Source organism: Amycolatopsis sp. AA4 (assembly GCF_002796545.1).
Classification (GTDB): Bacteria; Actinomycetota; Actinomycetes; order Mycobacteriales; family Pseudonocardiaceae; genus Amycolatopsis.
Genome location: NZ_CP024894.1, coordinates 5,127,625 through 5,142,081 on the forward strand (window position 1 = coordinate 5,127,625; position 14,457 = coordinate 5,142,081).

Consider the following 14,457-nt stretch of genomic DNA (forward strand, 5'->3'; position numbering starts at 1 on the left):
AACTCAAGCCGCCGTGTAACCGCCGTCGGCCGCGACGACCGCACCGGTGACAAACGCGGACCGCGGCGAAGCCAGGAAGCCGATCACCTCGGCGATCTCTTCCGGCTGCGCGACCCGGCCGAGCGGATGGACGTCGCCGAAGGACCGCAGATACGCCCGGCTGTCGGCGCGGAAACTGTCGAGCAGGTCGGTTTCGACTACGCCCGGCGCGACCACATTCGCGCGAATTCCGTGCGGAGCGCCTTCCAGCGCGAGCACTTTCGTCAATTGCGACAGCGCTCCCTTGGACGCGCTGTACGCCGCCGCCTCGGCCAACCCCACCGTGCTGGCGAACGAGCCGACAGTGACAATCGCTCCCCCGCCGTTGTCACGCATCACCCGAAACGCCTCTCGCGCATGCAGAAACGCTCCGCGCGCGTTGACGGACAGCACCTCGTCCCAGTCTGCCGCAGTCGTCTCCGTGACCGGCTTGTTCACCGACCGCCCAGCATTGGCGACCAGAATGTCGAGCCCGCCGAACCGCTCGAGCGCCGCAGCCACTGACCGCACCGCGACGTCCTCTTCGGACACATCGCCGACCAGCACCGCCACGTCCTCGTCGGCCAACTTTTCCACCTCAGGCCGGAGGTCGGTGGCCACCACTCGTGCCCCGCGGGCGCGCAGCCAAGCGACCGTCGCCTCGCCGACCCCGCGCGCGGCACCCGTGACCAGGGCGACCTTTCCCGCCAGTTCTTTCGTCATGCCGACCAGTCTCAGCGCCTGTGCGGGTCGCTGACAGGACGTGTCACACCCACCCAGCCGCCGCCTACCCTGGACCGCATGGGCAGTACAGATCTCGGCGACTTCCTGCGAGCACGCCGCGCACAACGCTCCCCGGAGGACGCGGACGTGCGCTATTCCGGCAGGCGCAAGGTCTCCGGCTTGCGCCGCGAGGAAGTCGCCGTGCTCGCCGGAGTGAACGTCGACTACTACGCACGCCTGGAACAGGGCCGCGAAACCCGCCCCTCACCGCAAGTACTCGACGCCCTCAGCCGCGTCCTCGACCTGCCGCCTGACGCCCGCGCCCACCTGTACCGCCTCGCCGGCGCAGCCCCGCCCGACGCCCTTTCCCCCGCACCCCAATCGGTAAGCCCCGAACTGCGGCAACTCATGGACAGCTATCCGCAAGCGCCCGCGTTCGTGCTCAACCGCGTCCTGGACATCCTGGCGACGAACACCCTCGCCGACGCGCTGTTCTCCCCGTTCGAAACCGCGGACAACCTGGCCCGCATGACCTTCCTCGACCCAGCGGGACGGCAGTTCTACACCCGCTGGGACTGGACCGCCCAGGCCACCGTCGCGAACCTGCGCGCAGCGACGGGAGACCCCGCCCTGCCCCGGTTGACCGCCGAACTCAGCGAGGGCAGCGGGGAGTTCCGGGCTTTGTGGGAAACCCATGAGGTACGCGGAAAAACCCGCGAGCCGAAACAGTTCGCGCATCCCGCGGTCGGGCCGTTGACGTTGACTTATCAGGCGTTTGACGTGCGCAGTGCACCTGGGCAGCAGTTGATCGTCTATCAGGCTGAGCCGGGCAGCCGCAGTGCCGAGGCGCTCTCGTTGTTGCGCAGTGTTCCGTTGCGGGTCAACGGGAAAGCCGCTCAGGGGTAACCGCGCGAGTTCACGTGCGCGAAGTCGGCAGCGAACACATCGAACCGGCGCGGTCCGGAATGCCCGGGCGAAATTTGCGTGCGCGCCCCTCGCCTTATCGGCTTCCTCGGCCAGGACTTTCTGATCCGGCCGGTTTCCACGCTGCAACCGAAAGGCTGCCAGCTCGGATCAGCCACGCATACGCGGGAATCGAGCGCAAATTTCCCGCGCTCCTCGAACATCCTTAGCCCACGAGGCAAGGCGTGCGGCGCGAACCGGCCCGTGTTCCCACAATGCGGGCCCGTCCGCCCCGCACGCCGACCGCCGGGGCGCGCGTTCGGTGCCCGAGCGCACTTTCGCGCGCGCGTGCACCGGCGGCCTCCGGCCGGGGCCGCGCCGCCCGGGGGAAAGCGGCGCGGGCCCGGCCAGGGCCCCGGCGGGTTACTTCGTGACGATCTTCTGCCCGACCAGGATCAGGTTCGCGTCGGGGATGTACTTCGCGTTCAGCTGCTGCAGGTGCTGCCACCCGCCGTCGACGCCGAGGTTCTGCGCGATCCCGGACAGGGTGTCGCCGGCGGCGACGGTGTAGCTGCCGTCCGGGTTCGAGGCCGGCGCGGCGTGCTTCGGCGCGGACTTCACCTTCGTCTCGGCCTTGACCTCGACCTCGACCTTCGGCTTCGCGACGGAGGCCTCGACCTCGGCCGAACCGCCGGAGGTGTCGCCGCCGAAGTCCGCGTAGCTCGCCGGGCCGGAGCCGCCGCGGCACTGCCACGGGGCCGAACCCTGCTTCGCGTAGATCCGGTCCGCGACGATCTGCTGCTGCGCGGGCGTGGCCTTGTCGGCCGTCGGGGCGAACTGGCCGCCGCCGTTCGCGAGCCACGTCTTCGTGACGATCTGGAACAGGCCGGCGGGGCGGCCCGCGCGCTGGCCCGCCGCGGTGTTGTTGACCGCGGTCGGGTTGCCGCTGCTCTCGCACTTGACGATGCCGGCCTGCCCCGGGAAGGCGTTGGCCGTGCCCGCCCCGGCGAGGCCGATGCCGCCGAGGGTGGCGCCCGCGAGAGCCGCGGTCGCGCCGGTGCGCTGGAGAGCTGTTTTCGTCTTGCTGGGTTTGCTGTGCCGTCCCACGGTGGGTGGGCTCCTTCTCTGTCACGCCCCGCCACCGTCCTCGCACCTGGTCCAGGCAGCGAGCCGCGACGGCGCGCGGCGGCTTCCGGGTCGCTGATCCTCGGGGTAGATCGCAGGTCACCGCAAAAGCGCGAGAAGATTACGAAACGGAAACAGCAGGTGTACAGAGTCAGTGGGATCGGCCACAGATCGCCTCGGCGCGTAGCAGACGGGCGACGGTGCGTCATGCCCATGGCGCGATACTTGGTTACTCAATCACAGCTCAACCCCAACGATCTACCCGCCCTCATCACCTCAAACGCCAGCCAAAATGGTACAGTTAGTTATTTTCCTACTCTGCACTTTGTTTGGTATACGCACGCTTATGTTCAGTTACGGTCGAGATTGACATCAGTCCGCGGGCAGTCGGGCCAGACCCCCGGACGCGCCCGCGAAGCCGCACCGCCATGGTCTGGACCAGCGACCACCGGTCCAGACCACCACGGTGGTCTGGACCACAACCCCGAGACGAAAACCGCACCCGCAACCGGACCCGGACGGCGAAAAGGCAGGAAACACCCCGGAACCCTCGACAATTCCCTCATCCGGCACGTCCCGGAACCCCGGCCGCGACCCTCCGGAAAACATCTCACGATGCGGTCTCCCGGCCCCGATTCACACGCCGGAAACGGACCGTGAATATTCACGTTTCGTTTCGCGCCGCCGCGAACACCGTCGTGCATTCAGTCGTTCAGCCCAGTACGGCGAACTCCGCGAAATCGCCGCGTTCACTCTCCCGGCGCATTGCCTCGCCTCCTCCCGCCCGTTCCTTTTCTTTCCGGAGCCGGACCCCGCCCGCCGTCCTCGCGCGTACCGGTGCCCCGGAACCGGCTGCGCTACTCTGTGCCGCGCGGTATTCCAGTGAGGTCGCCCGGGGAGGGCTGCGCCCAGCGCGGCCCTCCCCCGCCTCTGCTCGCGAAAACCGTTTTCCGGCGGTGCGCGAATCCCTGCGAAAAGGAGGAGGAGTGCATGACGGACGCACGGCGCGAAATCGGCGGAACGCATCCCCCGGCAAGAACCGGGGTGTTCTGTCCGACGCCCGCCACCGCGATACCGCGCCGTTCCCCGGCGAAGCGCGCCCGGCGGCTCTCCCCGAGCGCTGAGCGGGAACGATTCGCCCTTTTCGAAGGGAAGGCCGCCGCGCACCGGGGCGGGCTCCCGGCGGCCGGGTCCGGCCGCGCCACCACCACTGTCAGGGGAGAACAGGCCAGATGACCATCCTCGACCATCCCGCGCCGCTCACCGGTCCCGCCGTGCACTGCGATCTGCCCGGCCCGCGCTCGGCCGAGTACCTCGCGCGGCAGGACCGCCGGGAACCGAACTCCCGCGGCGGCCCGCGACGGCTGCCGATCGCGATCACCGAGGGTTCGGGCAGTTTCGTGCGCGACGCCGACGGCAACGTCTTCATCGACTTCCTCGCCGGGGCGGGCGTGCTCTCCCTCGGGCACAACCATCCCGAACTGGTCGCGGCCATGACCGCGCAGCTGAGCAAGCTGACCCACGCGCTCGACTTCGCGACCCCGGTCAAGGACGAGTTCTCCGAGGCCCAGCTCGCGATGCTGCCCGAGCCGCTGCGCTCGCGGATGAAACTGCACTTCTGCGGCCCCGCCGCGACCAACGCGGTCGAGGCCGCGCTGAAACTGTGCAAAACCGCGACCGGACGCGGCGGCGTCGTGTCGTTCCAGGGCCGGTTCCACGGCAGCGCGCACGCCGCGCTGGGCCTGACCGGGAAGCGGCCGGGCGCGCACCCCCTGACCGGCACGCAGTATCCGCCGTACTCCTCCTGCCCGAGATGCCCGACCGGCCACGATCCGGACACCTGCGCGACGACCTGCCCGGACCTGCTCGAACGCTCGCTGCACGATCCCGACGGCGGCCTCCCGCTGCCCGCGGCGGTCGTGCTCGAACTGGTGCAGGGCGAGGGCGGCGTGGTCCCGGCGCGAGCGGATTTCGTGCACCGGGTCCGCGAGCTGACCCGGGAACTGGGCATCCCGCTGATCGTCGACGAACTGCGGACCGGCTGCGGCCGCACCGGAACCTGGTTCGCCTTCGAACGCTACGGCATCGAGCCCGATGTGATCGTCGCGTCCAAGGCGCTGAGCGGGATCGGCTCGCCGGTCTCGCTGATCATCTACGACGAGCGCCTCGACAACTGGGCGCCGCGCGCACAGGCCGGCGCGTTCCGCGGCAATCAGCTCGCCTTCGCCGCGGGGGCGCGGGCGATCGAGGTCGTCAACCGCGACAGCGTGCTGGACAACGTCGTCGAACGCGGAGACCAGTTCGAGGAGCTGCTTTCCCCGCTGGCCAGCCATCCGTGGGTGACCGACGTGCGCGGCGCCGGGCTGATGTGGGGCATCGAACTGGCCGACCCGCGCACCGGGGCGCCCGCGTCAGGACTCGCGCTGGCCGTGCAGAACCACGCGCTGCGCCGCGGGCTCATCGTCGAATTGGGCGGACGCGGCGACAGCGTGGTGCGCTTGCTGCCGCCGCTCAACGTCACCGCCGACGTCGTGCGCACGGCCGCCGGAATCCTGCTCGCCGCGCTCGACTCCGCGACCCGGGAGGCGCGCTGACTCCGCGGCGCGCCGCGGTTCTACTGTCAGTGCGGGTTTCCGGCGGACGGCGGCGAAACTCGTCTTCTGAGTAGGTTTCGGGTCGCTGAACCGACTGAGCCGCCCGGGATGTCCTTTCTCCGCGGCTCCCGGAAACACGGAAAGTAGTTCCGCAATTCGAGTCTCGGAAATTGTGCGCGCAGAGTGACCTCCCCCGGCGAGGGGAGCCGTCGATCTTGCTGCGCCCGCCTGCCGGAATGCGCGGCCCACCTGCACATCCACTGCGTGCCCGCCGACCAAGAGCACCGTTCGGCATTCACTCTAACGGGGAAGAGGCAATTACGGATCTAGTGCTCGTCGTCACTGTTTGTCAGACTGGGAACAACGCATCGTTTCGCCGGTGAGGAATCGCCGCTCGCGAACGCACGCACCGTTTCCAGGAGGCCTCGTCATGAGGTGTGGCAGCACGGCCGAAATGCCCGCGAGCCAGGTGGCTCGCTGGGCCGTGCGCATCCTGGTGACGACGGCGGCGCTCGCGGGCGGGATCCTTCTCGCGTGGCTGATTTCGTCTTCGTCCGCCGCCGCCGAACCACTGCCGCCGCCGCCCGATCTTCCTTCGCTCGTCAAGGACGCTGGCGTTCCGCACCTTGTGGACAGCGTGCGGAAAGCCGACGCCGCAGCAGTGAGCAAGGAAATCGTTGGCACAGTGGAGAAAACGGTCTCCCGTCTGGTCCGGACTGTCACCCCGGCACCCGCGCCAGTCGTCACGCAGCCGCCTAGCGCCACCATCCAGCCGAAGCGAACCACTGCCGTCGAACCACCGGCGAAACCCGCCACGCGGGCGGCGGAAAAGGCCACCACACCGCCGACCGCCGTCAAACGACAGGCACCCGTCACAGCGAGTGCCGCTCCGCAAACAGCCCCGGCCAACCACATCGCCCGACACCCGACTCACCGGCCATCCGCGCCCGCACATTTCGGCTTCGCGCCGAAAGCGAAGCACGCGCCGGCGATTCCGCCGTCGCCTGGCGTATTCCTCTGGCACAGCGGTTCGGCCCAGTGCGAAGCGCAGCAACTGACGCGGCTGTCCGAACCGACGCCGGTCGCGATTCCGGCTCGGCCCCGCGACACCTCCTGCCCGGCCGGCACGAACGCCCGGCCCGGATACGACCCGGACTAGCGCCGCCGGAATTCTTCCCCGCACCGCACCCGATTCTTCTCGGGCTTCGAAGTCGTGCCCGAAATCTCCGTCCGCTCAACGAACAAAGGAATTGTCATGCACATCTGGGTCAAACGCGGCATGCAGACCGCGCTGCTCTCGGGCGGCTTGCTCGTCCTCGGCACCGGAATCGCCTCGGCCGCCGACAACACCAGCCCGGACACTCCGGCGAATCCGGTCGACGCCGGGGTCACCGTGCCGATCGACATCGGCGACAACGTCCTCGGCACCCCGCTCGGGCAAACGAAACTGCCCGGATACCAGGGCGAGATCTCCACGAAGACGCTCACCAACCCGCTCCGGCAAGCCTTGCCGGCCCAAGCTCCGCGCGCGCCGAAACCGGTCGCCGCCAACCCCGCGCGGAACGCGCCCGTCCCGGCCAAGGCTGCACGCACCCAGGCCGCCGCGCCGCCGAGCGATCCCTTGCGCGGCAACCGAGCGAACGCCGAACTGGCGGTACCGGTCCAGATCGCCGGAAACGCCTTCGCCGCGGGCGGCCCCGCCGAGGTCGACGGCTCGAACCACCACCAGACGTACCAGAACAACCACGACATCACGACCAGCGGCGCGGGCACCCCGCTCGGCGGGAACGTGGTCGACGCGCGCTGGGCGGTGCCGGTGCAGTTCGCGAACAACGCGATCTCCTGGGCCGGCGCCGCGCGCACGAAGGGCGGCCGCGCCGAGCAGACCACCTCGACGACCGGAGCCGACACCACCGACGGCCGCGGCGGCACCGGCTCCGGCAACGTCCTGGCCGGCCAGTGGGCGACGCCGGTGCAGGTCACCGGGAACGCGGCGTCCTGGGGAGGTTCGGCCCGCACGACCGACTCGCAGGCACACGACACGACCTCGTCCGGCGGCCCGATCTCCAGCGCCGGCAAGGACGGCACACTCGCCGGCAACGTCGGCGCGGCGCCGCTGGCGTTTCCCCTGGAATTCAACGGAAACGCCCCGACCTGGGGCGGTGTGTCCACAGTAGACTCCTCGAACACCGCGGACACGGTGACCGCCGGCGGCACCAAGGAAGGGATCAACCACATCCCGTCCTACGTGCAGACCGACGGCGACCGCGGCACCGGTTCCGGCAACATCGTGCAGCCGCAGGGCGCGGGCCTCGCGAACGTGGCGAGCGTCGCGGCCGCGTGGGCGGGCAAGTCCAGCACCGGCGGAGTGCACGGCAGCCCGCTCGCGGACCCGGTTCCGCTGCCCGGCTATCCCTTCCCCACCGGCAACCCGCTGACCGGCGGCATCGACCCGTCCGCACCGGCGCCGACCGGCCAGCCGACCCGGCCGGACGGGTCGCCGCTGTGGCCGGTCCCGATCCCGAGCCCGCAGCCGGTGGCACCGGCGCAAGCGCCGAAGTCGGCGTCCAGCTCGAAATCGACGGTCACGTCCGGCGGGTTCTCCTCCACGTCCGCGCAGGACGGCACCGGTTCGGGCAACATCGCCGACGCGCCGCTGGCCGTCCCGGCCGAGGTGTTCGGCGTAGCCGGGAACTGGGGCTTGGAATCGTACGCGGGGCACGACAACACGTCCGACGTCAAGGCGGGCAGCGGCACCTACTCGAACGGCAACGGCGGGAAGCTGTCCGGCAACCTCGCGTCCGCGCCGGTCGCGGCCAGCCCGGACGTGTTCGGCTCCGGCGCCTCGTGGATCGGCAACAGCTACGGGCAGGCCACCAACACCAAGAACGTGCAGGCGGGCGGCTACGACGGCACGCAAGGCAACAACTCGGCGGCCTCCGGCAACATCGTCACCGCTCCGGCCGCGCTGCCCGCCGAGGTGTTCGGCGTCGGCGGGTCGTGGATCGGCCAGGGCGTCGGAGTCGCCGACGAGCACAAGAGGGTCACCGCGGGCGGGGACGGAAACACCAACGACGACAACGGGAAACTGTCCTCGAACGTCGTCGCGGCCCCGCTTTCCGCCCCGACTCAGGTCTTCGGCGTCGGAGCCGCGTGGCTCGGCCGGGGCGTCGGCGAAGCAGGCAACCACACCGATTCGAAGGCGGGCGGCAATTACCACGGCACCGGCGCGCTCGGCACCGCGGCCGGGAACATCGCGCAGGCCCCGGTTTCGCAGGTCACCCAGGTCGACGGGATCGGAGCGGCGTGGGGCGGCTACGGACAGGGCGTGTCCGACAACACCACCGATTCCCGGGCAGGCGGCAAGAATGTCGCCGACGGCACCGGCGGCACCCTCGCGGGCAACGTCGTCAACGCTCCGTCCGCCGGGACCGCGGGCGCGTTCGGCCTGGCCGGGGCGTGGATCGGCCGGACGACCGGCGACGCGACGAACAACGTCACCTCCACCGCGGGCGGCGACACCCGCACCGCAGGCGACCGCGGCCAACTGTCCGGCGACGCGGTCTCGGCGGAAGCGCTGCCGATCGCCCAGGCCTTCGGCGATTCGGCGGCGTGGATCGGGATGGTCGACGGCAGTGCGGTGAACCGCACCCGCAACACCTCGGGCGGCGACATCACCAGCTCCGGCACCGGCACGTCCGGCATGGTGCAGGACGTGCCGACCTCGGAGGTGGCGCAGGTGTTCGGCGACTCGGCGGTGTGGGGCGGGGTCGCGAACGCGTACGGCGACAACGTCACGCACGGCAACTCCGGCGGAACCGTCAGCACGACCGGCCAGCACAACCAGACGCCGGTCGGCGCGGTCGGGCAGGTCTACGGGCTGAGCCCGGCGCTGCTCGGACAGGCGACGTCCATCGTGCCGGAGAACGTCACGCAGGTGGCGGACGGGAACACCCCGGCACAGCTGACCCTGCCGCTGAGCCCGTCGGCGTTGCCCGCCACCGGGATTCCGACGCTGCCCCAGTGAGCCACGCGGGGCGCCCGGGCCGCGCCACCCGGGCGCCCCGCCTGCTCGGTCAGAAGCTGAACCACTGCGAGGACACCAGCACCAGTCCCAGCGAGCACAGCGCGACCACCACCAGGCCGAGCGCGGCCACGAGCAGCGGCCGCCATCCGCTGCGGGCCATCTGGCGCAGGTCGAAGTTCAGGCCGACCCCGGCGAAGCACAGCAGGAACGCCCACTTCGAGAGGTTTCCCAGATTGGCGACCTGCGCCTTGGCGAACAGGTGCGCGGTCGCCAGCGCGGACACCGCGATGAAGCCCAGCACGAACTTGGGGAAGGTGCGCCACACGAAACCCGCCCGGCCCTTCAGCCCGCCCGCGACCGCCTTGCCGCCGCGGGTGGACCAGTACGCCGCGTACCCGAGGACGACCAGGCCGATCAACGCGTTCCGCGTGCTCTTCACCGCGACCGCGACGTCCTGCGCATGCGGGGAGTACGCCGCGCCGGTCGCGGTCGTCTCGGCGGTGTTGTCCACCGCGAGTCCCGCCCACAGACCGAATTCGGTGTCGGTCAGGTTCAGCGCGTGCCCGATCGCCGGGAAGGTGAAGAGCGCCACCGCGCCCAGCGCGAGAATCGCGGCGATGGCGTAGCCGGAGTCCTCGTCGTCGGCGTCGATGGACCCGCGCCCGGCGATGATCGCTGACACGCCGCAGATCGAGGTGCCGATCGCCAGCAGCGAGGACAGTTTGCCGCCGAGGCCGAAAGCCTTGCCCACCAAGAGGATCACGGTGGTCGCCACGGCCATGTCGACCAGGATCAAGCCCAGGCTGAACCCGCCGAGCTTGGCGAGGTCGCCCAGCACGAACCGGGCGCCGAGCAGGACGATGCCGGTCTTCAGCCAGAACTCGTAGGTCCCGACCCCGGGCCGGAACAGCGCCGGGATGCCGATCGTGTTGCGGATGACGAGCCCGAGGACGATCGCCCACAGCACGTACTCGATGTCCGGCAGCGCGGTCCCGGTCGCGTGGCCGAGGCTGCGGATGCCGTTCTGCGCCAACGTTCCCACAATGCCGACTGCTGCCAACAGCAGAAGCCCCGGCAGATATCTCACGACCGCGGGCACCGTGCGGCGGCCCTCCAGCGCGGCGGTCATTTGACGAGGAACGGAATCGCCGGCAGCACGCCGAACGCGGCCAACGCCACCAGAACGGCCGCGACCAGCACCGCGGCCCAGTCGGCGCTGATCCGCGCAGCGCCTCGCGGCTTCGCATCTGAACTCATGACCGCAGGACTGTAGGCGGACCGGCCGCCGCGGTCCCCGGCGTCCACCAGCTGGGAACACCCCGTTGTGGACACCGACGGAACAACACCGTCCGGCCGCCCACATCCTGAACCTCGGTGCGGCGCGCCCCGGATTCCGGCTACCTGTGGCACAAACGAATCGAGGGCCCGCATGAGTTCATCGAAAACCTTGCACCTCGCGGTCGAACTCGACAGCGACGGAGCACCTCCGGAAACCAGTCCGCGCGCGCTGGCGGACGTCGTCGCCGACGCCGAGCGCGCCGGGTACACGTTCGCCACCTTCGACGACGCGCCCGTCCCGCCCGCCGGCGGATTCCGGGTCGACGCCACGGTCCGCGCCGCCTATTCCGCCACCCGGACGTCCCGCCTCGGCCTCGCCCCGACGTCGCACGTGCTGACCGCCGAACCGTTCCATCTGGCCGCCCAGCTGGCGAGCCTCGACCACGCGACGCACGGCCGCGCGGCCTGGATCGTCGGCACCGCGGCCACTCCCGAAGCGCTCGCGACAGTCGGCCGCGCCGCGCCCGACGATCTCCGCCAGGAGGTGGCCGACGTCGTCGAAACGGTCCGGCGGCTGTGGGACTCGTGGGAGGACGACGCGGTCATCAAAGACCTCGCCACTGGCCGCTACCTGAATCCGGACAAGGTCCACCACGTGGACTTCGTCGGGGACACCTTCTCCGTGAAAGGCCCGCTGATCACGCCGCGACCGCCGCAGGGCAGCCTCGTCGTCCTGGCCGCGGAGGAGTTCACCGAGGTCGTCCGCCCGGACATCGTCCTCACCGACGACCTCCGGCGCTCCCGCACGGCCGACGCTCGCCTGGTCTTCGGCGAACTGGAGGTCCGCTTCGACTCCGGCACGCCAGCAGCGAACGGCCGCACCCGCTACACCGGTTCGCCCGCCGGTCTGATCCCGTTCCTGGAGGAACTCGACCTCGACGGCGTGCGCCTGCACCCCGGCGCGGCGGACTTGCCGTTGCTGAGCCGAGAAGTACTCCCGGAACTGCGCCGACGAGGCCGGCACACTCCGCCGGAACCGGGCGCGACGCTCCGCACGACGCTGGGGCTTCCGCGTCCGCAGAACCGATTCGCCGTGTCGTCGAAGGGAATCGCATGACCGCGCACTTGCACCTCGGGGTCTTCTACCCCGGCGTCGGACCGCAGTTCCTGTGGGACGACCCGTCGAACGCGGCGCACACCGAGATCGAGACGTACGTGTCGGTCGCGCGCACGATGGAACGCGGGCTCTTCGACGCGTTCTTCCTCGGCGAGGGCTTGCGGGTCCGGGAAAACCGCGGCCGCGTGCACGCGCTCGACGTCGCCGGTCGCCCCGACGCGATCACGCAGCTCAGCGCACTTGCCGGGGCCACTACGAAAATCGGGCTCGTCGCCACGCAGAACACCACCTACAACTACCCCGCCGACCTGGCGCGCCGCCTGGCCTCGCTCGACTGCCTTTCCGGCGGACGGGCCGGGTGGAACATCGTGACCACCGACAACGCGTGGACCGGAGAGAACTTCCGGCACGGCGGCTGGCTGGCCCACGAGCGGCGCTACGAACGCGCGACCCAATTCGTCGAGGCCGCGAAAGCGTTGTGGGCCGGGCCGTTCGAGACGGACACCGACCTGGTGCGGCTGCGCGCCGAACCGACCGTCCCGCCGCGCCGCCCGGTTTTGTTCCAGGCCGGCGACTCCCCCGGCGGCCGGGAACTGGCCGCGCGACACGCCGACGTGGTCTTCTCCGCGAACACCGCCTACGACAAAGCCGCCGCCTACGCAGCCGACCTGCGAGCCCGGTTGGCACGCCACGGCAGGCCCGCTGACGCGGTACGCATCCTGCCTGGCGCGTCAGTCGTCCTCGGTGATACGCCAGCCGAGGCCGCTGAACGCGCGGAGGACATCCGGCGGCGCCAGATCAACCCGCAGCGGGCCATCGCGTTCCTCGAACAGTATTGGGGCCAGGACCTGTCGGCCTACGACCCGCACGGCCCGCTGCCGGACATCGAACCGGTCGAAGGGGAACTGGACCCGTCGCGCGGGACGATCTCGATCGAGCACCGCACGGGCAAGCTCGAGCGCATCCGGCAGTGGCGCGATCTCGCGGAGGCGAAGAACCTCTCGATCCACGAGCTGGTGCTGGAAGTGGAACCGCGGCACCACTCGTTCGTCGGAACGCCCGGGCAGGTCGCCGACGAATGGGCCCGCTACGTCGCCGACCGGGTGGTGGACGGGTTCAACCTCAGCCCGCACCTGGTGCCGGGCTCGATCGACGAGGTGGTCGACCGGCTGGTCCCGGAGCTGCAGGAGCGCGGGGTGTACCGCACGGAGTACACCGGGTCGACGCTGCGCGAGCATCTGGAGTTGCCGTGAAGTTCCTGCTTGTCTCGCCCGGGCGGGCGGTTGGACGCGCTGCCCGGGCGCGTCGCGCGTTCATCGGCGCTGCCGGGGATTCTGGGAAATTCCCACTGACCGCGCCCGGCCCGCCGGTCGCCGGACGCCCTGCGCCCCCGCGCCACGTCGCCGAACCGCGGCGCCCCTCGCCCACCGGCACCACCCTGGAGCGGCCGTGAAGTTCCTGCTCATCACCCTCATCACGCACACCCCCGACCCGGTCACCGGCGAACTCGCCGCCCCCGACGCGCGGCTGCGGGAGGTCGTCGACAACGCCGTGCTCGCCGAGGAGCTGGGCTTCGACGGCTACGGCGTCGGGGAACGGCACGAGCGCCCGTTCCTGTCGTCGTCCCCGCCGGTCGTGCTCAGCCACATCGCCGCCCGCACGCGCCGGATCCGGCTGTTCACCGCGGTCACGACGCTCAGCCTGCTCGACCCGGTGCGCGCGTTCGAGGACTACTCGATGCTGGACAACCTCTCCGGCGGCCGCCTCGAGCTCATCATCGGCAAGGGCAACGGCTCCGCCCAGCGCGAGCTGTTCGACGTCGCCCCCGAGGACCAGTGGGACCGCAACGCCGAGGGCTACGAGCTGTTCCGCAAGCTGTGGCAGGCGGACCGGGTCACGTGGTCCGGCCGGTTCCGTCCGCCGCTCACCGCCGCGGAGGTGTGGCCGCGACCGCTGCAGCAGCCGATCCGGATCTGGCACGGCAGCGCCACCAGCCGCGAATCCGTCGAACTGGCCGCGAAACACGGGGATCCGCTGTTCTCCGCGAACGTCACCAACCCGATCGAACCGTACGCCGAGCTGATCCGGCACTACCGGCAGCGCTGGGCCTTCCACGGCCGCGACCCCGCCGACGCCGTGGTCGGCGCGGGCACGGCCGGATTCCACCTGGCGACCCGCTCGCAGGACGCCCTCGACGCGTACCGCCCGATCTTCGAAGCCCGCCTGGCGCTCCAGCGCGAACTCGGCCAGGAACCGGTTTTCCCGACGCTGGAGGATTTCGTCGAACGCAGCTCCGCGCTGATCGGCAGTCCTGCTCAGGTCACCGAGAAGGTGTTGAGATATCACGAGCAGTTCGGCCACCGCGTGACGCACCTGTCCGCCGACCGCGACGGCCGGACGCCGCGGGAGCATCGCGCTGCTCTGGAACTGTTCCAAGCCGAGGTGGCACCAGCGTTGCGGCGCGCGATACCGGGGCCGCCGTGGCCGCCCAGCTAATACCGCTGCCCCGGCTCCAGCAACAACACCGCCAACGCCTCCGCGCACCGCTGCGCGCGCGAGAGAAACCACGGCAACCGGTCGTCGGTCAGAGTGTCCGAAGTGGACCGAAGCGCGAGCGCCGCGTGCACGTGTCCGGAAGCGCGAAGCACTGGCACCCCGATCGTCCGGACGCC

12 protein-coding genes are annotated in these 14,457 nt (G+C 70.6%); 7 read left to right on the forward strand and 5 right to left on the reverse strand.

Translation table 11 applies throughout. The features are described from left to right. Positions 1 to 3 precede the first annotated feature (3 nt). A complete protein-coding gene (locus CU254_RS23755) occupies positions 4 to 741 on the reverse strand; it encodes an SDR family NAD(P)-dependent oxidoreductase (protein WP_009080071.1) in 738 nt (245 codons plus the stop codon). A gap of 78 nt (positions 742 to 819) precedes the next feature. On the opposite strand from CU254_RS23755, the gene CU254_RS23760 reads away from it, so the two are divergent. After that, entirely contained in the window at positions 820 to 1,647 is an 828-nt protein-coding gene (locus CU254_RS23760; protein ID WP_009080073.1) for a helix-turn-helix transcriptional regulator, read from the forward strand. A gap of 420 nt (positions 1,648 to 2,067) precedes the next feature. Here CU254_RS23760 and CU254_RS23765 read toward each other — a convergent pair whose 3' ends face one another. Beyond that, complete coding sequence (locus CU254_RS23765; protein ID WP_009080077.1) at positions 2,068 to 2,751, reverse strand: transglycosylase family protein; 684 nt, start codon at positions 2,749 to 2,751, stop codon at positions 2,068 to 2,070. 1,250 nt (positions 2,752 to 4,001) lie between these two features. On the opposite strand from CU254_RS23765, the gene CU254_RS23770 reads away from it, so the two are divergent. The 3 genes from CU254_RS23770 to CU254_RS23780 all read left to right on the forward strand — a co-directional run bounded on the left by CU254_RS23770 (position 4,002) and on the right by CU254_RS23780 (position 9,390). After that, positions 4,002 to 5,363, forward strand: a complete 1,362-nt coding sequence (locus tag CU254_RS23770) for an aspartate aminotransferase family protein (RefSeq protein WP_009080080.1) — start codon at positions 4,002 to 4,004, stop codon at positions 5,361 to 5,363. Positions 5,364 to 5,793: 430 nt separating this feature from the next. Continuing rightward, positions 5,794 to 6,522: a hypothetical protein gene (locus tag CU254_RS23775; RefSeq protein WP_009080082.1), complete on the forward strand. Its 729-nt coding sequence runs from the start codon at positions 5,794 to 5,796 to the stop codon at positions 6,520 to 6,522. A 96-nt stretch (positions 6,523 to 6,618) separates the two neighbouring features. Then, positions 6,619 to 9,390 carry a hypothetical protein gene (locus tag CU254_RS23780; RefSeq protein WP_050788260.1) on the forward strand — a complete coding sequence of 924 codons (2,772 nt, stop codon included), beginning with the start codon at positions 6,619 to 6,621 and terminating at the stop codon, positions 9,388 to 9,390. Between the two features lie 49 nt (positions 9,391 to 9,439). Here the strand turns inward: CU254_RS23780 and CU254_RS23785 are convergent, their stop codons facing one another. Together CU254_RS23785 and CU254_RS44680 are read right to left on the reverse strand one after the other, a co-directional pair. Beyond that, complete coding sequence (locus CU254_RS23785; RefSeq protein ID WP_100266853.1) at positions 9,440 to 10,519, reverse strand: YeiH family protein; 1,080 nt, start codon at positions 10,517 to 10,519, stop codon at positions 9,440 to 9,442. After that, positions 10,516 to 10,647 carry a hypothetical protein gene (locus CU254_RS44680; protein ID WP_255409766.1) on the reverse strand — a complete coding sequence of 44 codons (132 nt, stop codon included), beginning with the start codon at positions 10,645 to 10,647 and terminating at the stop codon, positions 10,516 to 10,518. Before CU254_RS44680 ends, CU254_RS23785 begins: the two co-directional genes overlap by 4 nt. Before the next feature lie 172 nt (positions 10,648 to 10,819). Between CU254_RS44680 and CU254_RS23795 the strand changes: the two genes are divergently transcribed. From CU254_RS23795 to CU254_RS23805, 3 genes are all read left to right on the forward strand, one after another. Further along, positions 10,820 to 11,785 (forward strand): LLM class flavin-dependent oxidoreductase, encoded by a 966-nt coding sequence (locus tag CU254_RS23795; protein WP_037714617.1) that lies wholly within the window; start codon positions 10,820 to 10,822, stop codon positions 11,783 to 11,785. Further along, positions 11,782 to 13,038 carry an LLM class flavin-dependent oxidoreductase gene (locus tag CU254_RS23800; RefSeq protein WP_009080092.1) on the forward strand — a complete coding sequence of 419 codons (1,257 nt, stop codon included), beginning with the start codon at positions 11,782 to 11,784 and terminating at the stop codon, positions 13,036 to 13,038. The genes CU254_RS23795 and CU254_RS23800 overlap by 4 nt, the downstream gene beginning before the upstream one ends. A gap of 196 nt (positions 13,039 to 13,234) precedes the next feature. Further along, the gene (locus CU254_RS23805) at positions 13,235 to 14,281 is read left to right on the forward strand and encodes an LLM class flavin-dependent oxidoreductase (protein WP_009080093.1); all 1,047 of its coding nucleotides are present in this window, start codon (positions 13,235 to 13,237) and stop codon (positions 14,279 to 14,281) included. On the opposite strand, the gene CU254_RS43755 is transcribed toward CU254_RS23805, so the two are convergent. Continuing rightward, positions 14,278 to 14,439, reverse strand: a complete 162-nt coding sequence (locus CU254_RS43755; RefSeq protein ID WP_234392735.1) for a hypothetical protein — start codon at positions 14,437 to 14,439, stop codon at positions 14,278 to 14,280. The genes CU254_RS23805 and CU254_RS43755 overlap by 4 nt on opposite strands. Positions 14,440 to 14,457: the final 18 nt, after the last annotated feature.

Bases quoted from the DNA above. Each gene is read 5' to 3' on its own strand.
- CU254_RS23755 (WP_009080071.1), bottom strand. From the start codon at position 741: ATGACGAAAGAACTGGCGGGAAAGGTCGCCCTGGTCACGGGTGCCGCG.
- CU254_RS23760 (WP_009080073.1), top strand. From the start codon at position 820: ATGGGCAGTACAGATCTCGGCGACTTCCTGCGAGCACGCCGCGCACAA.
- CU254_RS23770 (WP_009080080.1), top strand. From the start codon at position 4,002: ATGACCATCCTCGACCATCCCGCGCCGCTCACCGGTCCCGCCGTGCAC.
- CU254_RS23775 (WP_009080082.1), top strand. From the start codon at position 5,794: ATGAGGTGTGGCAGCACGGCCGAAATGCCCGCGAGCCAGGTGGCTCGC.
- CU254_RS23780 (WP_050788260.1), top strand. From the start codon at position 6,619: ATGCACATCTGGGTCAAACGCGGCATGCAGACCGCGCTGCTCTCGGGC.
- CU254_RS23785 (WP_100266853.1), bottom strand. From the start codon at position 10,519: ATGACCGCCGCGCTGGAGGGCCGCCGCACGGTGCCCGCGGTCGTGAGA.
- CU254_RS44680 (WP_255409766.1), bottom strand. From the start codon at position 10,647: ATGAGTTCAGATGCGAAGCCGCGAGGCGCTGCGCGGATCAGCGCCGAC.
- CU254_RS23795 (WP_037714617.1), top strand. From the start codon at position 10,820: ATGAGTTCATCGAAAACCTTGCACCTCGCGGTCGAACTCGACAGCGAC.
- CU254_RS23800 (WP_009080092.1), top strand. From the start codon at position 11,782: ATGACCGCGCACTTGCACCTCGGGGTCTTCTACCCCGGCGTCGGACCG.